Consider the following 25,284-nt stretch of genomic DNA (forward strand, 5'->3'; position numbering starts at 1 on the left):
CTGTGGCCTGTGAGAACACGCTCGGGCAATTAGTACCGCTCGGCTTTGCTATCTCTAGCTTTACACCTGCGGCCTATCAACGTCCTCGTCTTGGACGGCCCTTAAGGGAGATCTCATCTTGGGGCGGGTTTCGCACTTAGATGCTTTCAGCGCTTATCCCGTCCGAGCGTAGCTACCCTGCGCTGCGGCTGGCGCCACAACAGGTGCACCAGAGGCTCGTCCAACCCGGTCCTCTCGTACTAAGGTCAGGACCCCTCAAATCTCCGACGCCCACAACAGATAGGGACCGAACTGTCTCACGACGTTCTGAACCCAGCTCGCGTGCCACTTTAATCGGCGAACAGCCGAACCCTTGGGACCTTCTCCAGCCCCAGGACGTGACGAGCCGACATCGAGGTGCCAAACCTCCCCGTCGATATGAGCTCTTGGGGGAGATCAGCCTGTTATCCCCAGAGTACCTTTTATCCTTTGAGCGATGGCCCTTCCATGCGGAACCACCGGATCACTATATCCGTCTTTCGACCCTGCTCGGCTTGTAGGCCTCACAGTCAAGCGCCCTTATGCTATTGCGCTCTGCGCACGGTTACCAAGCGTGCTGAGGGCACCTTTGAAAGCCTCCGTTATTATTTTGGAGGCGACCACCCCAGTCAAACTACCCACCAAGCACTGTCCCCCTCTTGGAGAGGTTAGGCGCCAAGCAACTCAAGGGTTGTATTTCAAGGACGACTCCACGATGCCTGGCGACACCGCTTCACAGTCTCCAACCTATCCTACACATGAGTTACCCAGCGTCAATGCTAAGCTATAGTAAAGGTTCATGGGGTCTTTCCGTCCCGTTGCGGGTACTCGGCATCTTCACCGAGACTACAATTTCACCGAGCTCACGGCTGAGACAGCGCCCAGATCGTTACACCATTCGTGCAGGTCGGAACTTACCCGACAAGGAATTTCGCTACCTTAGGACCGTTATAGTTACGGCCGCCGTTTACCGGGGCTTCGATTCAATGCTTTGTCTTGCGACTAACATCCCCTCTTAACCTTCCGGCACCGGGCAGGTGTCAGGCCTTATACTTCATCTCTCGATTTCGCAAAGCCATGTGTTTTTGTTAAACAGTCGCCTGGGCCTTTTCACTGCGGCTTCTTGTATTGCTACAAGGAAGCGCCCCTTCTCCCGAAGTTACAGGGCCATTTTGCCGAGTTCCTTGGCCGTGATTCACTCGAGCACCTTAGGATTCTCTCCTCGACCACCTGTGTCGGTTTGCGGTACGGGCGGCATGCCATTTAAACGCTTAGCGGGTTTTCTAGGGAGCCTGATTAGGGACGATCTCCGCGCCCGAGGGCTTGGAGTACTTTCAGATTTCAGCTAGCCTGGCGTACTTCACAACCAGGCCAATACCTACGCCCTTAAACGCACTATTCCGTCAGTGCGCCGTCCTTTCACTTCTCCGTCACCGCATCGCTATGACGTGCCGGTACTGGAATATTAACCAGTTGTCCATCGAACTGCGCTTTCGCCTCGCCCTTAGGACCCGACTAACCCTGATCCGATTAGCGTTGATCAGGAAACCTTGGTCTTTCGGTGTGCGGGTTTCTCGCCCGCATTATCGTTACTTATGCCTACATTTGCTTTTCCAAGCGCTCCAACGCCCCTTGCCGGGACGCCTTCATTGCCCTTGGAATGCTCCCCTACCAGTGCACAGTGTGCAATCCGCAGCTTCGGTGCCATGCTTGATGCCCGATTATTATCGATGCCCTGTCGCTCGACCAGTGAGCTGTTACGCACTCTTTAAATGAATGGCTGCTTCCAAGCCAACATCCTGGCTGTCTAGGCAACTGGACCCCCTTTGTTCAACTTAGCGTGGACTTTGGGACCTTAGCTGGCGGTCTGGGTTCTTTCCCTCTCGGCGCGGGACCTTAGCACCCCGCGCCTCACTGCCGTGTATATCAAATGGCATTCGGAGTTCGTCAGGATTCGGTAGGATGTGACTCCCCCTAGTCCTATCGGTAGCTCTACCTCCATATGACTCCACCACGACGCTGCCCCTAAAGGCATTTCGGGGAGTACGAGCTATTTCTCAGTTTGATTGGCCTTTCACCCCTACCCACAGGTCATCCAAATACTTTTCAACGTAAACTGGTTCGGACCTCCATTTGGTTTTACCCAAACTTCATCCTGCCCATGGGTAGATCACAAAGTTTCGCGTCTACCCCCCCTGACTGTGCGCCCTATTCAGACTCGCTTTCGCTCCGGCTCCGCTCCTCAAGAAGCTTAACCTTGCCAGGGAGGAGTAACTCGTAGGCTCATTATGCAAAAGGCACGCCGTCACCCCACTAAAGGGCTCCGACCGCTTGTAAGCGCATGGTTTCAGGATCTATTTCACCCCCTTATTCAGGGTACTTTTCACCTTTCCCTCACGGTACTGGTTCACTATCGGTCTCTCAGGAGTATTTAGCCTTACCGGATGGTGCCGGTGGATTCAGGCGGGATTTCTCCGGTCCCGCCCTACTCAGGGTACCACTACGGCCAAAGAGCTTACGCACACGGGACTATCACCCCCTCTGGTCATCCTTCCCAGGATGTTATGCTTCAATCTTTGGTCCGACGTCGTGGCCCTACAACCCCAGCCGTGCCGTGACACGACTGGTTTGGGCTCTTCCGCGTTCGCTCGCCACTACTTACGGAATCATTGTTATTTTCTCTTCCTCCGGGTACTTAGATGTTTCAGTTCTCCGGGTTCGCTCCCCGTAGGGTAGTATATCTTCAATATACTGGGTTGCCCCATTCGGAAACCTGCGGATCAATTTGTATGTGCCAATCCCCGCAGCTTATCGCAGCTTGTCGCGTCCTTCATCGCCTCTGAGAGCCTAGGCATCCCCCATGCGCCCTTATCTGCGTTCTCGGCCGTTGCTCCTAAAAGCAAACGGCCCGCCTCTTTTCTCGTTTTGCATGAGTTGTCGTTTCCGACAACCTAAACTTTTATTTTCTCTCTCCCATCATGTCAAAGAACTTCTCTCAAATGCCCTTTCTTCCGCTCCTGCTGCCCTATGAGCAGCCTAAACCAAAGCAAAGGCCTTAAGTTGGAAGCAAAAACCTGCTGTTTCTGCCTGTTGTGTGTTGGTGTGGAGAATAACGGAGTCGAACCGTTGACCTCCTGCGTGCAAAGCAGGCGCTCTAGCCAGCTGAGCTAATCCCCCAGGGTAATCAAGTGGGCCTGCGTGGACTCGAACCACGGACCTCTACATTATCAGTGTAGCGCTCTAACCACCTGAGCTACAAGCCCAGAATGAGTGCTGGGCGCCTCACAGCCACCATACAGTGTAGGTTTTGAGGTGTTGCCGAGACAAAAATTACAAAAGAAGAGGATCCGCGCCGGTCTGCTTGTGCCCGGAAAGCCGGGTGTCGACCCTAGAAAGGAGGTGATCCAGCCGCACCTTCCGGTACGGCTACCTTGTTACGACTTAGCCCCAGTTACCAGTTTTACCCTAGACGGCTCCTTTAACGGTCACCGGCTTCAGGTCTCCCTGACTTCCATGGCTTGACGGGCGGTGTGTACAAGGCCCGGGAACGTATTCACCGCGTCGTTGCTGATACGCGATTACTAGCGATTCCGGCTTCACGGAGTCGAGTTGCAGACTCCGATCCGAACTGAGACCGGCTTTTTGAGATTGGCGCCCTGTTGCCAGGTGGCGACCCTCTGTACCGGCCATTGTAGCACGTGTGTAGCCCTAGGCGTAAGGGCCATGATGACTTGACGTCGTCCCCACCTTCCTCACTTCTTGCGAAGGCAGTCTCTCTAGAGTCCCCACCATTACGTGCTGGCAACTAGAGATAGGGGTTGCGCTCGTTGCGGGACTTAACCCAACACCTCACGGCACGAGCTGACGACAGCCATGCAGCACCTTGCTTTGTGTCCCGAAGGAAGGCTCCATCTCTGGAGCTGTCACGCGCATTCTAGCCTAGGTAAGGTTCCTCGCGTATCATCGAATTAAACCACATGCTCCACCGCTTGTGCGGGCCCCCGTCAATTCCTTTGAGTTTCACCCTTGCGGGCGTACTCCCCAGGTGGATGACTTAACGCTTTCGCTTGGACGCTGACAGTATATCGCCAACATCGAGTCATCATCGTTTACGGCGTGGACTACCAGGGTATCTAATCCTGTTCGCTCCCCACGCTTTCGTGCCTCAGCGTCAGTTTCGGCCCAGCGAGCTGCCTACGCAATCGGGGTTCTTGGTGGTATCTATGCATTTCACCGCTACACCACCAGTTCCGCCCGCCTCGACCGAACTCAAGCCCGCCAGTATCAACGGCAGTTCCACGGTTGAGCCGTGGGATTTCACCGCTGACTTAACGGGCCGCCTACGCACCCTTTAAACCCAATAAATCCGGACAACGCTTGCACCCTCCGTATTACCGCGGCTGCTGGCACGGAGTTAGCCGGTGCTTATTCATCTGGTACCGTCAGTTACCCCCGCAGGGGCGTTTTCTTCCCAGATAAAAGCAGTTTACAACCCAGAAGGCCTTCTTCCTGCACGCGGCATGGCTGGGTCAGCCTCTCGGCCATTGCCCAATATTCCCTACTGCTGCCTCCCGTAGGAGTCTGGTCCGTGTCTCAGTACCAGTGTGGGGGACCATCCTCTCAGAACCCCTAGCCATCGTCGCCTTGGTGGGCCGTTACCCCGCCAACAAGCTAATGGCACGCATGCCCATCTTCTATCGCCGAAGCTTTCACCACAACCCGATGCCGGGTCAGTGGTGGTATGCGGTATTAATCCCGGTTTCCCGGGGCTATCCCCCAATAGAAGGCAGGTTGCATACGCGTTACGCACCCGTGCGCCACTGACCAGGGAACCGAAGCTCCCTGATCCGTTCGACTTGCATGTATTAGGCCTGCCGCTAGCGTTCATCCTGAGCCAGGATCAAACTCTCCATTGTAAAAAACTTTACTGCAGTTCCCTGCAAAATGTGTCCGTTCGACCCCGGCTTTCCTTGTCCCTTACAGGACTGGCGCAAATTCCTTGCGCGGATTACCTTATCTTTTTGTATGTTATTTCTGTCTCAACAATCTCTCAAAGAACTTACCGAAGAACTACTTTCTTCGCCGGAGCGCCCCAGGGGGCGCTGATCTTATTTTTACTCCCTTTCGAGCCGTTCGCTCGTTTGCGGGGTGCAAAGTTCGGAAGTTATTTTCAAACTGCCAAATCTTTTTTCACTCTTTTTTTTTCTCTTCTTTCCGTCTCAGAACGTCCTTCCGGAGCGGGCTGCAAAGGTAGCAAAACCTTTTTAATTTGCAGCAAATTTTTTTACTCTTTTTTTCAACCTTCTGCTTCCGAATCAACCGCCGGCCCTCTTTCCGAACCGGGATGCAAAGGTAAGTGCTTTTTTGGAAACCGCAAGGGGCAAGGTAAGTTTTTTTTCAAGGCCTAAAGTCCTTCAAAATGGCCCTCTCGCCGCCTGCAGGCCGCTTTCGCTGCCCCGCCTTCCCCGCCTTTCTGCCCCGTTCCTGCTGAACCGGGATGCAAAGGTAAGAAGAGTTTTCAGCCCCGCAAGGGGTGGGTCTGAAATTTCTTTACAGTTTTGTGTAAGTGGCTGTGTTGCAGCTTCAAAATTTTCATAGAACTTTTCCCACCATCTTCAGCAGTATCTTTTTTGCCTTTCAGCAGATGATAAACAGAAAGGGGGCAGTGTTTAGTTCACACTGCCCCCTCTTTTTTTCTGTAAATGTTATTACCCGTTTTTGGGCTTCTTATATAATGGAACAGTGCTGCATGGTTCGCCATACATTAAGCTACTTGTAACTGGTAATAGTTTGCGCATTATCTCAACATAGGCATAAGTAGGTACTGGAATGCTACCACAACCTTTCACTACTACTTTGGCATCCTTATACTCTTCCACATCAATTTTTGAGATCGCTTCCTGCAGTAAGGCCTGCTCCAGTGCTTCCTGGTCGCCAAATACAAAGAAGTTTGCGTGCCCGCTTAGTTTTGTTGCTAACAGCATATATGCCCAAGTTGGCACTATGGCATCTGCTGAACATATAATAGCAACGTTCTTCCCGTCGTACTGCGACCAGTCATTCTCTTTCACAAAGGCCCGGAAGTCCTTTTCCTTTAATATGAGTCCGTGAAACAGATTTTCTTTGATATCATACACCACTCTTTCTCCCGGATGAAGCAGTTCCTCCAGGTTAATTGTTACCAGTGAGCTCTGTGCTACTTTATTTATTATCTCTGACATCTTATTAGCTATTATAGTATGCGTTATTTTTTCGCACTTGTTATATAAACATCCTTTAGATAGAAGGGTTCATAGTAGGCCACATCTTCAAATAAGCCCTGTTCAAATTTTGGCAGTGCTAATTTACCTATTGTAATTGCTGATGGCTCTATCTCTTCTATAAACAATGTATTCCCCTTGTTACCCACCAGACTCTTCAGCTTTGAGGCTCCATTTCCGAAGAAGATCACCGTTTGCTCTTTCAAGTATTCCTGAAAAGTTTGTTCATTCAATACAACCGGGGCTATAGGCTCTACTTCCTGCATCTCAGAGTTTAGCAAGCAGGTATATACTTCCATCCGCCGCGCATCCAGCATCGGACTAAACAGGAAACGCTCTGGTTTTGGAGTAAAACTCAGTACTTGTGCTGCCATGCCATATAATGTAGACACTTCCAGTAAAGGAATGTTTAAGGAGTAGCACAACCCTTTTGCCGTTGATACACCTATTCTTAATCCTGTATAAGAACCCGGCCCCCCGGATACTGCTACTGCACTAAGGTTAGCCATCTTTTCCCCACAGTTTTCGACCAGCTGCGCAATCATTACAGTTATATAGGAGGAGTGCGACTTTTCTATCCGAAGTTCAGACGCCCCCATTAGCTGTGTTCCTTTATATAAGGCAACAGAACATACTGTTGTAGAGGTTTCGAGTGCAAGTAGTAAGGGTGCTGACATATGAGTATAAAATTTGCTTTACAAAATTACGCCAAGCGAATGAAGACACAAAATACTTGCTTACTTGTTCTGGTTGTATGAAAAACAAAAAGGCTATACTTTACAGTATAGCCTTTCCTGATTTATTGCCAGTAGTTTACTTAACTTTTAGGTAAGAGCTATACTTCTGTGAGTTATTCAGAACTTGTTTTGCCATCAGTATATTAGGGTCATCATCAAAAGATGATTCTATATATCCTTTCTGCAAGTAATAGCGGGATGCTATTTCTGCCTCAAGCATTTCCTTGATCTCTGTTTTGAATCGCACCAGATCATTAGACTTATTATGAGCTACTTTACTTTTTATAGCCTCCAGCTCGTTTTTAATATCATCATAGTGCTTATCATCCTTCGCTTTCTCAGCCAGATCTTCCAGTTCACTTTCTACACCCGTTGTATAAGCCAGATCCTTATTGGCAAGATAGTCTATAAACTGCTGGTACTCCTGGTCAGACAATTTGAACTGCTTTGCTGGTGCAATAGAAGCATGCCCCGCTTTAAACTTATTAGCATAATCAAAAAAGTAACCATTTCTGGCAATCGTTTTAATTATCTCAGAGTAAGTAGGCTGCTCCACTTCCACATCAGGCTTGATACCACCACCATCATAAACAATGCGGCCCCCCAAGGTTTTGAAAGCAACGCGTAACGAATCCGGAATGGTACCGACACTACCGTCTTCATTGCGGTGTGTATAATCTATTGCCTGAATACAGCGTCCGCTAGGAGTGTAATATTTAGCCGTAGTAACCTTCAACTGGGAGTTGTAAGAAAGCGGACGGGTAGCCTGCACAAGCCCTTTACCAAAAGTACGCTCTCCAACCAGTACCGCACGATCATAGTCCTGCATTACGCCAGCCACAATTTCAGAAGCAGACGCACTACGCGAACTGGTTAGAATAACAAGGGGAATTTCTTTATCCAAAGGTTCGTCCAGTGCCTTGTATGTCTTGTTCCACTCCTTCACTTTTCCTTTAGTGCTCACAATGTCTTTGCCTTTGTCTACAAACACATTCGAAATATTTACTGCCTCATGCAACAGGCCACCAGGATTATCGCGCAGGTCAAAGATTATTTTCTTTGCACCCATCTCCTTCAGCTTCTGCACAGCCATTTTCACTTCCTTCGATGCATCCACGGTAAAACCGGATAACTGGAAATAACCGATCTGATCATCGAGCATACCATAGTAAGGCACATTATCTACCATTATATTGGCACGTTTAAGCTCAACAGTTCTGGGTTTGGTCTGGCCATAGCTACGCACATCCAGCTTCACGGTGGTATTAGCCTGGCCTTTGAGCAGCTTTGTTACATCATTAGTAGATTTACCAGTAACGTCTACACCATCTACCTTTAAAATTTCGTCACCAATTACCAGGCCTGCTTTATGCGCAGGAGATCCTTCATAAGGCATCTGGATAGTTATCTTACCATTCCGGTTACCTACAAGAGCACCAATACCTCCATACTGACCAGTGGTCATGGTACGGAAATCTTCAATATCATCTTCCGGGATATAATTGGTATAAGGGTCCAGTGACTTGAGCATGGCATCAATACCAGTGCGCATCATCTTGGATGGGGGCACATCATCTACATAAAAGGTATTGACTTCCTTAAAGAGCGTGGCAAACACATCAAGATTCTTCGCTATTTCAAAATAGCGCTCTGAATCAGATTTAAAGGAAAAAAAGGCTAAGGATAGGACACCAACCAACAGGCCGGCAATAGACTTCTTGTACATAATTTCTAGGTGTATAGAACGTGGTAAGACTACTTACTCAAACAACGTTCCAAACCTGAAATTAGTTTTTTTTGGATGGATTGAAAGGTTTTTTTTTCTTTCCCTATATAAAGTATACCCAAAAGCAGCGGTGCTTGCTCCGGGTTACGGGTAAGAATATGCTTGTGAAGGCGATATGCCTCACGCATTTGCCTTTTTAGGCGGTTACGATCTGTTGCACGCTTAAAGTAGCGTTTGGAAACAGAGAGGAGCACCTGGGGTGTACCAGGAGACATCTCCTGCGGAGAATAAATAATAAACCGCAGGGGATACAAATTAAAAGAAGAACCCTTGCTAAAAAGCAGCGCGATAAGGCGCTTGCTACACAAGTGTTCTTCTTTCGAAAATGTATAGGAAGTTGGCTGCTCGCCTTTAATATCGTTAGCTTGCTCGTTATGCATGAGCGGCCACCAATAAGCGAAGCATATCCCTGATCAGGAATTAAGCCGCCTTATGTCTTTTTTCGTCAGAAACAGATAATCTCTTTCTGCCTTTGGCTCTTCTGCTAGCCAATACTCTTCTACCGTTAGCGGTCTCCATTCTTGATCTGAAACCGTGCTTGTTTCTTCTTTTTCTCTGAGAAGGCTGGAATGTTCTTTTCATCGTCTGCCAATGGTTTTATTATGGCCTGCAAAATTAGACAACCTTTTGTAAATTACAAAGCCTGCCTCAGAATTTTCGTAAAAATATGGTTATATCCCCCTTAAGTCTTCTAAAATAGCGTAATTAAGCCCTTAACTGCAGCAAGTTTTTTCGTACGCACTTTCACAGCTTGACTAATTTTGCCATTTCAGGCTACATCCGGCAGCTACAGTTAGTGCCAATCTATTACATATGATACCTTCAACTATGATAAGCTACTCCCTCTCCTACTCCAGTGCCCTGTCGCATTTTTTGAACATCACTATTACCATTCCACAAAATACTGCCACTTTACTGTACCTGCAGCTTCCTGCCTGGCGACCCGGACGCTATGAATTGCAGCACTTCGCCCAAAAATTGCGGGGTATAACGGCAAGCGCTAATGGTAAAGACATCGGCATCCACAAAGAGACCAAGGATCGCTGGGTAGTCGAAACTGATGGCGCGTCTTCTATCGAAATAAAGTACAGCTTTTATGCCAGGCAAATGGACGGCGGCGGCTCCTGGCTTGACGAAGAGCAGCTTTACTTAAATCCTATCAATTGCCTCATGGCCGTGGAAGGACGGGAACAGGAGGCTTGCCAGCTAAAATTTGCCATACCTGAGAACTGGCAAGTAGCCTGCGGCATGCCTGAAACCAGCAGGCACACCTTACTGGCAGATAGCTTCGATACCCTGGTGGATAGCCCTTTGATTGCCAGTTCCTCACTAAAAAAAGAAACTTATGAGGCTAACGGAGTCCGTTTTAATATCTGGATCCAAGGGCACTGCCAGCCAGACTGGGATAAGATAAAACACGACTTCAGCGCCTTTACACAGGAGCAGCTGGAAGTATTCGGTGATTTTCCGGTTAAAGAGTACCATTACCTGAATGAGATATTGCCTTACCGTTTCTACCATGGTGTAGAACATAGCAACTCCACTGTTATCACGCTTGGCCCGGGTGAACTGCTGATGACCCCAGCGCTTTACAAAGAATTTCTGGGGGTTAGCTCTCATGAGCTGTTCCATACTTGGAATGTGAAGAAAATCCGGCCAAAAGAAATGATGCCTTACAACTTTGCTCAAGAGAATTACTTTAAGACCGGTTATGTAGCTGAGGGTGTTACCACTTATTATGGCGACTACATGCTGGCCAGAGCACAGGTATTCACAGCAGAGCAGTACTTCGAGGAGCTGAACACATCGCTGCAGCGTTATTTCGGGGATTACAGCCGCAGCAACCTTTCAGTAGCTGACTCATCTTTCGATCTATGGCTTGATGGCTACAAACCCGGCATTCCTGACCGCAAAGTATCGATCTACATTAAAGGGGCTCTTACTGCCCTGCTCCTGGACCTGCAGCTACGGCAGCACACTCATAACAAAGCCAGCTTAGACACAGTGATGAAAGCACTGTGGGAGCAGTTCGGGAAAAAAGGGATTGGCTACACCGAAGATGACTATACTCAGTTAGTACAACGCATTGCAGGCACATCCATGCAATCATACTTTGATGCCTACATAAATGGTACAGTTGCTATTGAGCACGCCCTGGATGAGGCACTTAATTATGTAGGATGCACGGTAAAAGAGCACCCCAACACCCTGCTCTACGAAAGCAAGTATGGATTTAAAGTAAGCTCAGAAGGAAGCACTAAAGTTACTGCTATTGCCCCTGCTTCACCTGCCTATGATGTGCTAAGTGTAGAAGATGAGCTTGTTGCAATTAATGGCCGCAAAATAGAAAACAACCTGCAACACCTTATGGCCCAGCAGCAGGAACCGCCAACCTTAACGCTATTCAGGGAGAAGCAGCTCCATGTAGTGCAGCTGCCACAAGGTACCCACCGCTATTACAGCAAGTATACTATTGCCAAGAGAGAAGACGCTACCCCTGAAGAAAAGCAGAATTTTAAACTGTGGCTGAAACAGGAGTTTTAGGCCCTGCTTTCTCTCCAGGGCTAGTGTGCGTTCCGAAAAAAATTGTTTGGTTACGGGCTTAATTGAAGAGTAGTTTAAAATAGAATGATGGCTGCTTCAACCGCTCCCTGAGGTCCAGGTCATTGAACATACAGGAGATGGTTTCGGCCAATGCTTTATTCTTTGTTGCCTTGTTTGCAACCTGATTGAATAACCAAGGATAATTAAGCAGTTTCTGCATCTGGCGGCTTAGCTTAAGCTCTTTCCAGAGTCGGTTATACACGGCTTTGTCATACTGCTGTAAAAAGGAGGCAGAAAAGTCCTGGTGCTCCAGACACATAGCGGCCTGGTCAGCTGCCCAGCGGCCGCTGATCATGGCGTTGCTAATGCCTTCTCCAGTGAAAGGATCTATCAAGGCACCGGCATCACCTACTAACATATAATTATCGCCTGAAAGGGAGCGCTTTTTAGAGCCTAATGGCAAGCCATAACCTTTTATATCGCCAACAAGCTCTGCATGGGCAAAGCGTTTTTGAAGCTCCGGGTGTGTTTCGATCATGCGGAGCATTTCTTTTTTCAGGTTTATCTTTTTGCTGCTTATCGCACTGCTTAGCATGCCTACGCCTACATTGGCAAAGCCATTGGGCAGCGGGAATACCCAGAAATAACCTGGTAGAAAGTCTTTAAAGAAATGTAGCTCAATAAAATTATCTTTATCCAGGTCTTCCACTCCTTTATAGTAGGCCCTCAGGCCGGCACAATAATGCTCCGGTTCCTGCTGCAGCCCTGCCACATGCCGGGTAAAACCAGACTGGGCACCATTAGCAACTATCAATAACCTGGCGGCTATCTTTACATCACCATTTTTATCAGACAATAAAAAGCTCCCATCCTGCTGGCGCTCATACTTGGCAATGTCAAGCCCCTCCATCAGTTCAATCTCAGACCGCTGCCTTACCTGCTCCACCAGAAAATTATCGAAATCGATACGCTTTGAAATGTAACCGGCAGGAGCATCTACTTCGGGCTTATAGTTATACTTAAAGGGCACGCTCAGTTTCTGCCCACCCGGCGAGATAAAATGAATACCCCACGAAGGCACCTGCACCTCCTGCTCCTGACTGAACAACCCGGGTAAATCCGGAGATATCCTGCGGAGTTCATTTACTACTTTCCCGCTAAGGGCGTCGCCACAAACTTTATCGCGCGGGAAGCTAGCCTTATCTATTAATACAGAAGATATTCCTTTTTGTGCCAGGTGAAGTGCTGTAGTGGCGCCTCCTGGTCCGGCACCGAGTATGCAGATATCAGTTTTATACATGTGTAAGCGTTATGAGCAAACGAAAGATAAGGAATTGCTCAGACAGCCACACTTTATAAGGCATAAAAAAAGAAGGAAAGCCGCTAAGGCCATCCTCCTTCAGTATTTTCATAGTATTTATTTTGCTCGGTATGCGCTACTTCTTTCTTGCGGGAGTGTTATTCCCACCCTTCGCTAAATTGCGGTTAGGGTTTTGCACTTTTGTAGCGTCTTTGTTTAGTGCATTACGGTTTGGGCTATCATTGATATTACCCATTGGCTTATTCGGATCAACCTCGTTTGGGTTGTTCTTCTTCAGTTCATCTATGTCTTTTTTATTCTGGTTCTTTATACTCATAATCCAATCTCCTCATTAGTCTATACATAGTTTTACCCTTTCCGTCCATACTTTGTTACATTTTTCTAAAATTAAAGAGCGGATTGTTGCTGTAAATAAATGCAAAAAGGGAAGCGTTGGCTTCCCTTTTTGCATTCACAAGTATAAATAGGACTACTGTAGTACCGTATCGAACTGAACCAGTTTTACAAATTGTTGCACACGATTCTCGATCTCTTCCTGCGTCAGGTTCTTCAGGCGCTCTGTCCCAAATTTCTCAACACAAAATGAAGCCATAGCCGAACCATAGATCACAGCACGTTTCATGCTATCAAAGCTTATATCACCACTTTTGGCAAGATAGCCGATAAAGCCCCCCGCAAAGGTATCGCCTGCGCCGGTTGGGTCGAACACTTCTTCGAGTGGCAGGGCTGGTGCAAAGAACACTTTTTCCTCATTAAATAACAGGGCACCGTGCTCACCTTTCTTAATGATCAGGAACTTTGGTCCCATTGCCATGATCACTTTCGCAGCTTTAACCAACGAGTACTCACCACTAAGCTGGCGTGCCTCCTCATCGTTGATAGAAAGCACATCTATAAGTGCCAGCGTTTCCTTAAGCTCTTCCAGTGCGATGTCCATCCAAAAGTTCATCGTGTCCATCACGATTAGCTTTGGGCGTTCTGTTAAACGCTCAATTACTGTGCGCTGCACTTGTGGTGCCAGGTTGCCCAGCATCAGGTATTCGCAGCCCTGGTAGCTATCAGGGATGATTGGATCAAAGTCGCCTAACACGTTCAGCTCTGTAGCAAGTGTCTCGCGGCTGTTCATGTCATTAAAGTAACGGCCAGACCAGAAGAAAGACTTCTCATTCTCTTTTACCTGCACGCCTTCGGTGCTGATGTCGCGCTGATGCATGAGTTGGATGTGATCCTGATCAAAATCACCGCCAACAACTGACACTACATTTACAGGCTTCACAAAGTATGAAGATGACAATGAAATGTATGTTGCCGCTCCGCCTACGATTTTATCTGTTTTTCCGAAGGGCGTCTCCAGCGCATCAAACGCCATTGAACCGACTACTGTTAAGCTCATATTTTTAAATTTTGAATGACTGATTTTAGAGAGTAAAAGATCGAAGCTGACAATCAGCGCGTTAAACACTCCGCAAGTTAGCAATTAACTAAAATAAAAAAGCCCCTGAAGGTTTGCTTCAAGGGCTTGGGGTGGAAGATGGGTCTCGAACCCACGACCCCCAGAATCACAATCTGGTGCTCTAACCAACTGAGCTACAACCACCGTGTCTCATTTGAGAGTGCAAATATACACATGAAATCACATAATGCAATACCCTAAGCGCATTTTTGAAGAATTATTTTTAGCATTTTGAGGCAGGTACAGCCTAAGCCGCTTAGCTAAAGAAACTTACTTGGCTAATTTACTGCCACACCAAGGGCAATAATTTATGACCACCATAGATGCACCACCGTCATGTATGGGGATGCCATACAAACCTTCATCCCACTTGTTGATGATCACATCCGGGTCATCACTCTTTATCTCACCTTCTTCATCCAGGCTTTGAAACACTTTATCGGCCATCATCATGCAGCAGTAACCTTCGTAGTCAAAGCCTTTGCTCTTTAGCTTTTCTGTCGTCGCCCAGGTATAGCAGGCTTCATTTTCATGAATGGCATCTGCATAAGCTTCATACTCTTCCGACTGTATAACTTCTTCAGGCAGGTTTTTACCGAAAAAGCGGGCATGCAGCTCTTTAAATCTCTCTAAGTCCATACTATCTGTCAAACAACAATCGCTCTCCCTTCTTGCTCTCATCAAACGTACCATTAGCAAAGGCCAAATGCCCTGACACCAGCGTATGTGTGATAGTACTGTTGAAAGTATGGCCCTCTAAAGGAGACCAGCCGCATTTATAATAGATGTTCTCTTTCGTAACAGTATAGGGTTTATTCAAATCTACCAGCACCAGGTCAGCCCAGTAGCCTTCCCGAACGTAGCCGCGCTCACGCACGTTGAAAAGTATAGCTGGTGCATGGCTCATCTTCTCCACTACCTTCTCCAGCGTCAGTTTACCCTGCTTTACAAACTCCAGCATCATTTGCAGCGAGTGCTGCACCAAAGGAATACCGGAAGGAGCCTTTTTATACTTGTTCTGCTTCTCATCCCAGGTATGGGGGGCATGGTCTGTAGCGATCACATCCAGTTTATCCTCCAACAGCCCTTTTAGTAATCCCTCTTTATGGCGATGCTCTTTAATAGCGGGATTACATTTGATCTGGGTACCAAACTTGTCGTAATCCTCTTTATCAAACCACAGGTGATGCACACACACTTCTGCCGTGATGCGTTTCTGCTCCAGCGGAATATCATTTCTGAAGAGCTTCAACTCTTCTTCAGTGGAAATATGCAGGATGTGCAGGCGCGTGTTGTGCTTTTCAGCCAGCTTCACGGCCAGGTAGGATGATTTGAAACAAGCCACCTCGTTACGTATCTCCGGGTGGCATTTCACGGGGATATCCTCGCCGTACTTCTCCTCATAGATCGCCATGTTGTCGCGTATGGTCTGTTCATCCTCGCAATGCACCGCGATGGGCAGTTTGGCTTTGGCAAAGATCTGCTCCAGCGTTTCGGCATTATCTACGAGCATGTTTCCTGTGGAAGAGCCCATGAATATCTTGATACCGCACACAGTGTTGGGGTTGGTGAGCAATACCTCGGCCAGGTTATCGTTGGAGGCGCCCATGTAGAAAGAATAGTTCGTCAGCGAGGTCTCGGCAGCAATTTTGTACTTATCCTCCAGCAGCTCCTGCGTAAGTGCGTTTGGTACGGTGTTCGGCATCTCCATAAACGAAGTAGTACCACCGGCCACAGCCGCTCTTGCCTCCGTTTCAATATTCGCTTTGTGGGTAAGCCCCGGCTCTCTGAAATGCACCTGGTCATCGATCACCCCAGGAAATAGATGCAGGCCAGTGGCATCAATTGTTTCGTCAGCCTCTGCTGTTATACTATGTCCGATCTGCGCAATACGTCCATCTTGTACAAGAACGTCAGCAGTGGTTATAATTCCTTCGTTTACGAGTTGTGCGTTTTGGATCAGAATACTTTTCATGCTGCTAAGATATGTGCTGAACAAATTTAACACATTATCTTGGTTTCATGCAGTATTCGGGTCTTTACCTCTAGCAAATCTGCTCTGGCCCTGTTATTCAGGCTGCATCAGCTTGCCTATAAACAGTATGGCATTGGAAGACTTCTCGCGGATCATGAACACAAAAGGACGATCTATCCGGACGGTCAAAGGCACAGAGGTAACCCCAATACCAACAGAAGTGACTGCTGCAGCTTCTGTCCCTTCTTCGTTCACGCCCAGAAATGTTTTATGCCTCACTTCAGAAACAGACAAACCTCCTTGCCCCTCAACCATTCGGCTAAAGTCTGCCTGATCACTAAAGGCAATGCCCATACCTAATTGTGTCAGCACCTGATTCAGCTGGCTCTCATACTCTAATTTGAACTTAGGCATCTGAAGCTCTCGCTTCATTGTATCCGCTGCTGACAGCCACGAGGCCAAACTACTCTCGCTAAGCCCCTCTACAGTTTCCTGCACCGTATGCTGCTCCTTAGGCATTACTATTGTCATACTGTACTGCTGGTTACCGTAGGGCAGGTCAACCACCTCTTTGCTGGCATCCTCATAATGCAGGTACTTGCCGTTCTTCAGCGTCATGAAGTCGTGGGTAACGGTATTGCCATCTTCAAGATGAAATGTACCGGGTTTTGTCAGCTGCTTGTCAAACGGGTAAGTCCAGGTACCTTTAAAGTAGATCGCATTGATCAGGAATAATATTTGCTCAGGCCGGATCTCATCAATAATGCCATCAATTTTTCCGTTGGTTTTATTTTTCACCCAGTTATTGATCTGGTCTTTCGCAGCTGGCGAAGAAAAATCAAGCCCCTGCACCGTCGCATCAAAATATTTTTTGTTTGTTTCGATAAACGGAGCCTGCAGCTTGAACTGGTTGCTGTGCCACAAGGAGTTTGCAGACGTGAAAACAACTTTCTTATCTATCCCCTGCAGCAGGCTGGTCAGATCTTTGAATGACTTGTTTATTTCATCGTCTGAATTCAGCTTAAAACCCAAAGCCTGGTACATTGCTTCCTTTGTGGTAGATGCTGCACCATTGTATGTCATACCCAAAGCCATGCTGATGCTGAGAGGAGAAATAAACACATTCTTTGCACCCTCCTCCTCGCTAAGCGAAGCAAAAGCACGAAAGGCAAAATCGTTTGAGCTTTCTACGGTCAGTTGCTCCTGCGCCGTTAATGGCCGCACGTTAGGGGCATTATTGTCCAGCTGCTCTTTTTGACAGGATGAAAAAGACAAAGCAGCAGTAGCGGCAAGAGTAATTAAAAGGGGGAGTCTTGGTAAAGAGTTCTTCATGGTTACTAAGCTAGTAAGGGATCGGCAGTGTAAACCGCTAAATACCTAAGTATATAATTTTGACCCTTAACAGGATAAAAGAGTTGCAAGCTTACAATATATATTATTCCGTCAGAGAACCTAAAAGTGTACAAGTAAGCCATAACACTACGCATATCCAGCATCAGTGGCACTTTTTGCTCTCTTACATCATTTCATCTGCCTCCCGTAAAAAAGCCGTACCTTTGTACACAAATACAAAGCATAAATTACCACCATGGCAGAAGAAGCAGACAAAGAAATAACCACGTTCGAGGATTTTAAGCTGAACAAACAGCTACTGAACGCCATTGCCGATGCCGGTTACGAAAAACCTACACCTATACAATTACAGGCTGTTCCGTTAATAATGGCAGGCCACGATATACTGGGCATTGCTCAAACCGGAACAGGTAAAACTGCTGCCTTTTTGCTACCACTGCTCATGAAAGTGAAGTATGCACAAGGCCATAACCCGCGTGCGCTGATCGTGGCTCCTACCCGTGAGTTGGTCATGCAGATAGAAGAGAATATTGAGCTATTGGCAAAATATACGGACCTGCGCCACCTGGCCATTTATGGCGGACTCGGACCTAAAACTCAAATTGAAGCCCTTAATAAAGGCGTTGATATACTTGTTGCCACGCCTAAGCGCCTGATGGAGCTTTACCTGAAAGGGGAGCTGGTGCTTAAGGAGCTGAAAACACTGATACTAGATGAGGCAGATAAGATGATGGACATGGGCTTTATGCCACAGATCCGCCAGCTGCTGGAGGTAATTCCGCGCAAGCGCCAGAACCTCTTATTCTCAGCCACCATGCCCGACAAAGTGGTGGAGCTATCAGAGGAGTTTCTTGAGTTTCCGACACGGGTAGAGATAACCCCTCAGGCCACTCCGGTAGAAACTGTTACCCAAACCCTTTACCGCGTACCAAACCTGCGCACTAAGATCGAACTGTTTGAGCACCTGATCCAGGATAATGAGACGTTTAACCGCGTGATCATTTTTACCAGGAGCAAGAAAAATGCAGAGAGCGTTTCCAAGTTTCTGGAGCATCGTAACTACGGCGAAGTGCGTGCCATTCATGGAAATAAAGGCCAGAATACACGTATTAACTCTATGGAAGCCTTCAAAGGCGGTGATATACGTTTCCTGGTGGCTACAGATGTGGCATCAAGGGGTATCGACGTAACCATGGTCAGCCATGTGATCAATTTTGATGTACCTCTGATCTATGAAGACTATGTACACCGTATTGGTCGGACAGGGCGCGCTGAAAACATAGGAGCCGCCATTACTTTTGCCACTGAAGCTGAAATGTATCATGTAGGCAAGATTGAAAAGATCATTCGAATGAAGATACCGGAGGTGGCAATGCCTGCCGATGTAAAAGTGTTTGACACGCCCTTTGAGGAACAGCAGGAAATGGCCCGTGACGTAGACCGCCATAAACGGCGTGAAGACCCGGACTTTAAAGGGGCTTTTCATGAGAAGAAAGGGCGCCATAAATCAAACTTTGAGAAAGGCAAAAAGAAAGGCGACCCTAAAAATTCCTATTGGCAGAAAACAAAGAAGAAAGGTAGCAGCAGAAAGAAATAAAAGAAAAAGCCCCTCAGTAAACTTAATTACTGAGGGGCTTTTTCTTTTATTTCTTATCTGTTCTAAAACAGCGAAGATGCTATGTTACCAAACTCAAAAACCATAAAATTAAGTAGTGCACTCCAGAATATAGCACTCCATAACATATGTATAAATATGTGCTTGCGTGAGGCACCAAAAAGTGCTGCGACTACTGTTCCGAATATCGGAGTAAGTAAAATGGGCGTTAAAAAGGCCACACCTGTTACACCAAACCGCTTCCATATCTGCACAACCCTTCTGTTCTTTTTACTAAAGATAGGCTTACGCTTGGCCCGGCGCATGGTAGAGACCCTTTTAGAAAAAGCCCTCCCAACTATGGAGAAGATGATAACGCTTGTCATCATGCCTGCCACAGTTAACAACACTGACTCCATGTAAGATAATCCTAAGGTTGCTCCGGTTACAGGTCCTCCAAAAAATTTTACCATACTCACCAAGTACACCGACAGGTACTTCAGAACTTCTACCAACACAGCAATAAATTTAAATTGTACTCTAAAAAAGGAAAGGGTTGGAAGTATATAGTATACGCACCATAACCATAAAGTTTATATGAGTTTACAGACATCTCAGGTCTGCAAATTCTGCAAAAATTTAAATATCAAAACATTATGGATTCCAGTATGAGCAACAGGCAAGTTATACTTAAAGTTCAGGATCAGATCTTAGGCCCGAAAGCCAGGTCTCCTGCATCTCCTAAGCCCGGCACAATGTACGACTTTTCGTTCAGGTGGCTATCCTGTGTTCCTAACCAGATCAATGCCTCCGGAATCTCCTGCTGCACATGGGCAATACCTTCCGGCGACGCAATGGCGGCGGCAATATGCACCTGAATTGGCTTACCGTGTCGCAACATGCCTTTGTAAGATTTCACCAAGGATCTCCCTGTTGCCAGCATGGGGTCTGCCAGGATAAGTATCTTATCGTGCAGGTCAGTTGATGCCAGGTACTCCATATTTATCTGCAGCTCGGTGTTCTCTTCCTCTACCCGGTAGGCTCCAACGAATGTACTGTACGCCTTATCGAAATAATTCAGCATGCCCTGGTACATAGGCAAACCGGCACGCAGAATGGTGGCCAGTACAGGCTGGTTTGTGAGCAGCATTGTTTCTGTCTCAGCTAATGGGGTTGTAATGGTCACCATTTTATAAGGCAGCGTTTTGGATATCTCATAGGCCAGCAGTTCCCCGATCCGTTCCAGGTTTCTCCGGAAACGCAGGCTATCTCCCTGTACATGAATATCGCGCAGCTCTGCAATATAATGGTTAGCAAGAGAGGGGGTTTCGGTCAGGATGTTGAGATTGCGTCTTTCCATTTGAGGTACCAGGGTTTGTGTTGTTTTGTTAAAGATACATAGGGCACAGGTGTTGCTCCAAAATTTGCGTAAAATTTTGCAACAGATGGCACCATGCTTCCTTCGAAATCAAAAATAACATTTGCGTTTGCGTACTTCCGGATGACATGGTCCAGGAGCAGTGTCATAGCAGCACTTTTTCGTCCTTCCTCGGAAGAGGCTGAAAAAAGGAAGATCACCTTACCAGGCTGTACTATAAACAACGCGGCAGCAACTGGTTGTGCCATACTATTTACTACCTGCAGCAGTTCAGCAGCATTATGCTTCTGTAGCACCTCATATAACCCGGCCAACATACGATAATGCTTCTCCTTCATTTCGGAGAGCTCTCTGCCTTTGGTCGCTTTGAAAATGGAAACAAGCGGCTTTATATTTTTGAGTGGCTTTATCTCCAGGCCGGATCGTTGTGCCTTATGCAGCTTGTGCCGGTTGCGGTAATTCTTGAGCAGGTCTTTATAAGTTGGCCTCAGGTCCAGGTGATACGTTACACGCTCCGACAGGCTAACCGTTTGTATCTCAATATTTAATGCGTTGGTATTCCCCGTGTTCAGCTGCAGGTAAACATTCTTGTACTTATCAGGAATCAGAGCCAGGTAATCCTGTATATTTTTGAAGGCACTGCTGACAGTGGTAAAAAGGCCCAGCTGTTGCGTGAAATAAGGCTGCAACACCCCCAGTTGCCCCCACCGCCGGCCAAGGGGCAGCGGAAAAACAGATACATAAACGCCATCCTGCTCCTCAACCACGGCATCCCAGTTCCGGCACACAGCATTTAAATACCAGGCATACCCATATATAATGTGCTCCGCAGATGCGGCAACACAATCATTCCATTTCTCTTCGTTTATCTCTTGGTGTAGCAGGTAACGCAACATGAGGCACCAGGGCTTTAATGTCCTGCTAAAGTATAAATTCACTCCGGTTTCTTGAACATTAATTTTATAAAAGAGTACATTCGCATTTCAAAGCTTTGATTTCCCCTTAGGTTTTATTCATGAGAAGACTAGGATGGGCCTTTGCCCTGACATTTTTTGTTGGTTTTTCCGCACAGGCACAGGATGTGTATGTACCCTATAACCGTGATGTATACCACTGGATAGACCGTTACCAGATAAAGTACGGTGAACAAGTCCCCGGTCTGCAAACCGCAGTACACCCATATGGACGTCAGGATGTAGCCAACCTTGCCGAGATAAGTGCTCGAAATGCCCGCACGGCAGTAGATGAGTTTAACACTTCTTATCTGCTGAACGATAACTGGAACTATACTACCCAGGAGAACAACGAAAGCAGGAAGCCGATCTTAAATTACTTTTATAGAAATAAAACAGATCTCTTCCACTATGAAAGTGATGCTTTTACTTTACGCGTTAACCCCGTACTGCACTTTGAGGTGGGGATGGATGACCAGACAGATGGCATTCGTTATGTGAACACCCGCGGCGTACAGATAGAAGGTTCTATTGATGGCCGTTTTGGGTTCTATACTTTCATCGGTGAAAACCAGGCCCGCTACCCAGCCTATGTAATGGATCGCATCCGGCGGGATGGCGTGGTACCGCACGAAGGATTCTGGAAAGACTTTAAAGAAGATGGCTACGATTATATAACAGCACGCGGTTACCTGAATTATGCACTTAGCAAGCATGTGGAGATACAGCTGGGCCACGACCGCCATTTTATAGGCGATGGCTACCGCTCCCTAGTCCTTTCGGACTATGCTCCCCCTGCATTTTTCCTCAAGTTAAACACACGTGTCTGGAAGCTGCATTACATGAACCTGTTCCAGGAGCTTACTTCGGAATTCCAGCGTGGCGGTGGTGATAAACTGCTCCCTAAAAAATACATGGCGCTGCATAGGTTGGGCATAAATGTAACCGACAACATCAACATCGGCGTTTTTGAGCAGGTTGTATTTGCCCGCGATAAAGGCAAGTTCGAGCTACAGTACCTGAACCCCATAATATTTTACAGAGCCATTGAGCAGGCTGTAGGTAGCGAAGACAATGCCATGCTGGGTGCAGACTTCCGCTGGAACATACACAACCGACTACAGCTTTATGGGCAGTTAGAGCTGGATGAGTTTGTGTTGAAAGAAGTAAAAGCGATGAATGGCTGGTGGGCCAACAAGCAGGCCGGGCAGATCGGTGCTAAATATATTGATGCCTTTGGGCTTAGTAACCTCGATCTGCAGGGTGAGGTTAACATTATACGGCCTTATACTTACCAGCACCGGAACTCCACTACCAATTACCAGCACTACAACCAGTCACTCGCACATCCTATTGGCGCCAACCTGGCAGAGCTGATAGGTATTGTTTATTACCAGCCTGTACCACGCCTGATGCTTACCGGCAAAGCTATTGCCACCCGTTATGGGCAGGATATAATTACTGATACCGACACCCTGAACTATGGTGGCAGCGTGCTGCTCCCTTACACCACACGCGTTTCAGACTATGGAAATGAGATTGGCCAGGGTAACACAACCAATCAACTGCACCTCGACCTGACTGCAACGTATCAGTTCCGCCATAACATGTTCCTGGACCTGAAGGGAATACTCAGGCGCACGGATGCAGAAATCAACGCACTGGACAGAAATACCACCTTTTTCTCGTTTGCTTTCCGCTGGAACATACCTCAAAGGCTGCATGAGTTTTAGGAGATAAAACAGTCTGGGTCTAAAAAGTAAAAAGGTAGAACAACAAATGTTCTACCTTTTTACTTTTCTGCCATTCTGCCTTTTATTCAGTATCTTTGCGGCGGCTAAAACAGAAGCCTTTCCAGATATAAAAATAAGAACGAAGCAGTTATAAATTGCTACCATAGTGGTTGTGAGGGTGCAGCAACGGCTTTATGCAGGAGAAGCAGCCAGCAACAAATTAAATACCATGAAGACATACCTTCGCATACTTCAGTTCGCAAAACCCTACAGCAGGTTTGTGCCACTATATACCCTGTACACCGTACTCGGCATCATTTTCGGCCTGTTTAATTTTACTCTGATCATCCCTTTGCTTAATGTGTTATTTGGGCAGGTAGGTACTGAAGAAGCCGCCATGATGGCTACAACAAAACCTGAATTCAGCTTTACGATAGATTTCATTAAGAATTTCTTTAACTACCACTTTGGGCAGGTAATTCTGGAGGAAGGCCGTTTGGGGGCTCTGTTATTTGTCTGCATTATTATTGTTATCTCTATTTTCCTGGCTAACCTCTTCCGTTACCTGGCATTCAGGATAATAGGTGCACTACGGGCACATGTGGTAGAGAAAATGCGGGAAAAGGTATACAAGCGTGTGACAGAGCTGGAACTGGGTTACTTTAGCAACGAGCGAAAAGGAGACCTAATGACGCGCCTGACAGTTGATATACAGGAGGTGGAAAGCTCTGTGGTGAGCACTTTAACAGTAGTTGTCAGAGAGCCTATCGCCATCATCGCTTTTTTTGCCATCCTGTTTACAATGTCTGTTAAGCTTACCTTGTTTACGCTTATCCTGCTGCCGATTTCAGGGGGTATCATCTCCGGTATCTCCAAGCAGTTAAAGCGCAAGGCAAGTCAGGGGCAGGACTCCCTTAGCTTTATACTTACCATTATCGATGAAACGTTGAGTGGCATCCGGGTGATTAAAGCATTCAATGCAGAACCCTTTATACTTCAAAAGTTTCATGACCAGAATAATCGTTATGCCCGTATCCAGCGCTCAATAGCTAACAAACGAGACCTGGCATCTCCCCTGTCTGAGTTCATGGGAGTAACAGTGGTGGCAGGTTTGCTTTTTTATGGTGGTACACTGGTTTTAACCCAGCAGTCTGATCTGAAGCCAGCGGAGTTTATAACCTACATCATACTTTTCTCACAGGTCTTAGTGCCTGCAAAGGCTATGTCTGCTGCATTCAGCAATATACAACGCGGGCTGGTTTCTGGTGAGCGGGTGTTAAAAGTGATTGACACCAAGCCTCAGATCGTGAATAAACTTGATGCCAAGGTGCTGCCTCATTTTGAGCGCCGGATCGAATTTATTGATGTCGGCTTTGGCTATGGAGATAAGCCTGTTCTGCAAGATATTAACTTCACCATAGAAAAAGGCAAAACTATTGCTTTGGTTGGTCCTTCCGGTGGAGGTAAGTCTACGTTGGCAGACCTGATACCGCGTTTTTATGACCCTACCAAAGGTGCCATACTTATTGACGGGCATGACATCCGGGATTATACAATGGAATCTGTGCGTGATGAGATTGGGGTAGTTACGCAGGAATCTATCTTGTTCAATGACACTATCTATAATAACATCGCTTTCAATAAGACCGATGCTACAGAAGAAGAGGTAGTTGCGGCAGCTAAAATTGCCAATGCTCATGAATTTATCATCGACTCTGAAAATGGCTACCAGACGATGATAGGTGACCGGGGCAGCAAACTTTCAGGTGGCCAGCGGCAGCGCCTGAGCATAGCCCGGGCTATACTTAAAAATCCTCCGATACTTATTCTTGATGAGGCAACATCGGCACTGGATACTGAATCTGAGAAGTTAGTACAGGAGGCTTTAACCAACCTGATGAGAAACAGGACCTCCATCGTTATAGCACACAGGTTAAGTACTATTCAGTATGCAGATGAGATTCTGGTGTTACAACAAGGCCGCATAATAGAGCGTGGCACCCACGAGGAATTGCTTCAAAATAGCGGCCTTTATGCCAAACTTACCCAGATGCAATTAACCGTTTAGAGGATTAATAGTATTATTTATCAGCTAATTGTTCGATTTATAAGGAATTAGGGTTTAGCCTTGCAAAAGAATCATATTTTTTTTTAGCTTTAAGAAAATATGTTGTTGCAC

The 25,284-nt window shown here is 47.0% G+C and carries 18 protein-coding genes, 3 tRNA genes and 2 rRNA genes; 4 read left to right on the top strand and 19 right to left on the bottom strand.

Going from position 1 to position 25,284, the window contains the following annotated elements:
* Window positions 1–9: 9 nt before the first annotated feature.
* The 9 genes from ACSX1A_RS14770 to rpmH form a co-directional block, all read right to left on the bottom strand.
* Window positions 10–2,900 (bottom strand): 23S ribosomal RNA (locus ACSX1A_RS14770).
* Window positions 2,901–3,121: 221 nt separating this feature from the next.
* A tRNA-Ala gene (locus tag ACSX1A_RS14775) sits at window positions 3,122–3,195 on the bottom strand.
* A gap of 12 nt (window positions 3,196–3,207) precedes the next feature.
* A tRNA-Ile gene (locus tag ACSX1A_RS14780) sits at window positions 3,208–3,281 on the bottom strand.
* Window positions 3,282–3,410: 129 nt separating this feature from the next.
* Window positions 3,411–4,934: ribosomal RNA gene (locus ACSX1A_RS14785) — 16S ribosomal RNA — on the bottom strand.
* The 16S and 23S rRNA genes sit together here with 2 tRNA genes alongside, the layout of an rRNA operon.
* 792 nt (window positions 4,935–5,726) lie before the next feature.
* Window positions 5,727–6,239, bottom strand: coding sequence for a DUF2480 family protein (locus ACSX1A_RS14790; RefSeq protein WP_439880413.1), 513 nt, complete (start codon window positions 6,237–6,239; stop codon window positions 5,727–5,729).
* Between the two features lie 23 nt (window positions 6,240–6,262).
* Window positions 6,263–6,955 carry a tRNA (adenosine(37)-N6)-threonylcarbamoyltransferase complex dimerization subunit type 1 TsaB gene (gene tsaB, locus ACSX1A_RS14795; RefSeq protein ID WP_439880414.1) on the bottom strand — a complete coding sequence of 231 codons (693 nt, stop codon included), beginning with the start codon at window positions 6,953–6,955 and terminating at the stop codon, window positions 6,263–6,265.
* 136 nt (window positions 6,956–7,091) lie between these two features.
* Window positions 7,092–8,741 (bottom strand): S41 family peptidase, encoded by a 1,650-nt coding sequence (locus ACSX1A_RS14800; RefSeq protein ID WP_439880415.1) that lies wholly within the window; start codon window positions 8,739–8,741, stop codon window positions 7,092–7,094.
* Window positions 8,742–8,770: 29 nt separating this feature from the next.
* Window positions 8,771–9,181: a ribonuclease P protein component gene (rnpA, locus tag ACSX1A_RS14805; protein ID WP_439880416.1), complete on the bottom strand. Its 411-nt coding sequence runs from the start codon at window positions 9,179–9,181 to the stop codon at window positions 8,771–8,773.
* 40 nt (window positions 9,182–9,221) lie between these two features.
* Entirely contained in the window at window positions 9,222–9,383 is a 162-nt protein-coding gene (gene rpmH, locus ACSX1A_RS14810) for a 50S ribosomal protein L34 (protein ID WP_219878235.1), read from the bottom strand.
* A gap of 246 nt (window positions 9,384–9,629) precedes the next feature.
* On the opposite strand from rpmH, the gene ACSX1A_RS14815 reads away from it, so the two are divergent.
* On the top strand, window positions 9,630–11,345 hold the full coding sequence (locus ACSX1A_RS14815) for a M61 family metallopeptidase (protein ID WP_439880417.1): 1,716 nt from the start codon (window positions 9,630–9,632) through the stop codon (window positions 11,343–11,345).
* Window positions 11,346–11,403: 58 nt separating this feature from the next.
* Here ACSX1A_RS14815 and ACSX1A_RS14820 read toward each other — a convergent pair whose 3' ends face one another.
* The 7 genes from ACSX1A_RS14820 to ACSX1A_RS14850 all read right to left on the bottom strand — a co-directional run bounded on the left by ACSX1A_RS14820 (window position 11,404) and on the right by ACSX1A_RS14850 (window position 17,426).
* Window positions 11,404–12,645 (bottom strand): NAD(P)/FAD-dependent oxidoreductase, encoded by a 1,242-nt coding sequence (locus ACSX1A_RS14820; RefSeq protein WP_439880418.1) that lies wholly within the window; start codon window positions 12,643–12,645, stop codon window positions 11,404–11,406.
* A 136-nt stretch (window positions 12,646–12,781) separates the two neighbouring features.
* Window positions 12,782–12,982, bottom strand: a complete 201-nt coding sequence (locus ACSX1A_RS14825) for a hypothetical protein (protein ID WP_439880419.1) — start codon at window positions 12,980–12,982, stop codon at window positions 12,782–12,784.
* Between the two features lie 153 nt (window positions 12,983–13,135).
* Entirely contained in the window at window positions 13,136–14,059 is a 924-nt protein-coding gene (locus ACSX1A_RS14830) for a PfkB family carbohydrate kinase (protein WP_439880420.1), read from the bottom strand.
* Window positions 14,060–14,186: 127 nt separating this feature from the next.
* Window positions 14,187–14,263, bottom strand: a tRNA-His gene (locus ACSX1A_RS14835).
* A 126-nt stretch (window positions 14,264–14,389) separates the two neighbouring features.
* The gene (locus ACSX1A_RS14840) at window positions 14,390–14,758 is read right to left on the bottom strand and encodes a DUF6980 family protein (RefSeq protein ID WP_439880421.1); all 369 of its coding nucleotides are present in this window, start codon (window positions 14,756–14,758) and stop codon (window positions 14,390–14,392) included.
* A 1-nt stretch (window position 14,759) separates the two neighbouring features.
* The gene (locus ACSX1A_RS14845; protein WP_439880422.1) at window positions 14,760–16,094 is read right to left on the bottom strand and encodes a dihydroorotase; all 1,335 of its coding nucleotides are present in this window, start codon (window positions 16,092–16,094) and stop codon (window positions 14,760–14,762) included.
* 93 nt (window positions 16,095–16,187) lie between these two features.
* Window positions 16,188–17,426, bottom strand: coding sequence for a serpin family protein (locus ACSX1A_RS14850; RefSeq protein ID WP_439880423.1), 1,239 nt, complete (start codon window positions 17,424–17,426; stop codon window positions 16,188–16,190).
* 256 nt (window positions 17,427–17,682) lie between these two features.
* Between ACSX1A_RS14850 and ACSX1A_RS14855 the strand changes: the two genes are divergently transcribed.
* Window positions 17,683–19,044, top strand: coding sequence for a DEAD/DEAH box helicase (locus tag ACSX1A_RS14855; protein WP_439880424.1), 1,362 nt, complete (start codon window positions 17,683–17,685; stop codon window positions 19,042–19,044).
* 62 nt (window positions 19,045–19,106) lie between these two features.
* On the opposite strand, the gene ACSX1A_RS14860 is transcribed toward ACSX1A_RS14855, so the two are convergent.
* The 3 genes from ACSX1A_RS14860 to ACSX1A_RS14870 all read right to left on the bottom strand — a co-directional run bounded on the left by ACSX1A_RS14860 (window position 19,107) and on the right by ACSX1A_RS14870 (window position 21,357).
* Window positions 19,107–19,514 (bottom strand): hypothetical protein, encoded by a 408-nt coding sequence (locus ACSX1A_RS14860; RefSeq protein WP_439880425.1) that lies wholly within the window; start codon window positions 19,512–19,514, stop codon window positions 19,107–19,109.
* A 230-nt stretch (window positions 19,515–19,744) separates the two neighbouring features.
* Window positions 19,745–20,401: a uracil phosphoribosyltransferase gene (gene upp, locus ACSX1A_RS14865; protein WP_439880426.1), complete on the bottom strand. Its 657-nt coding sequence runs from the start codon at window positions 20,399–20,401 to the stop codon at window positions 19,745–19,747.
* A complete protein-coding gene (locus tag ACSX1A_RS14870; RefSeq protein ID WP_439880427.1) occupies window positions 20,374–21,357 on the bottom strand; it encodes a GNAT family N-acetyltransferase in 984 nt (327 codons plus the stop codon). The genes upp and ACSX1A_RS14870 overlap by 28 nt, the downstream gene beginning before the upstream one ends.
* Before the next feature lie 77 nt (window positions 21,358–21,434).
* On the opposite strand from ACSX1A_RS14870, the gene ACSX1A_RS14875 reads away from it, so the two are divergent.
* Complete coding sequence (locus tag ACSX1A_RS14875; RefSeq protein WP_439880428.1) at window positions 21,435–23,105, top strand: hypothetical protein; 1,671 nt, start codon at window positions 21,435–21,437, stop codon at window positions 23,103–23,105.
* A 229-nt stretch (window positions 23,106–23,334) separates the two neighbouring features.
* Window positions 23,335–25,173: an ABC transporter ATP-binding protein gene (locus ACSX1A_RS14880; protein ID WP_439880429.1), complete on the top strand. Its 1,839-nt coding sequence runs from the start codon at window positions 23,335–23,337 to the stop codon at window positions 25,171–25,173.
* Window positions 25,174–25,284 lie beyond the last annotated feature (111 nt).

This window comes from Pontibacter sp. MBLB2868, from assembly GCF_051904785.1.
In the GTDB taxonomy this organism is placed as follows: Bacteria; Bacteroidota; Bacteroidia; order Cytophagales; family Hymenobacteraceae; genus Pontibacter.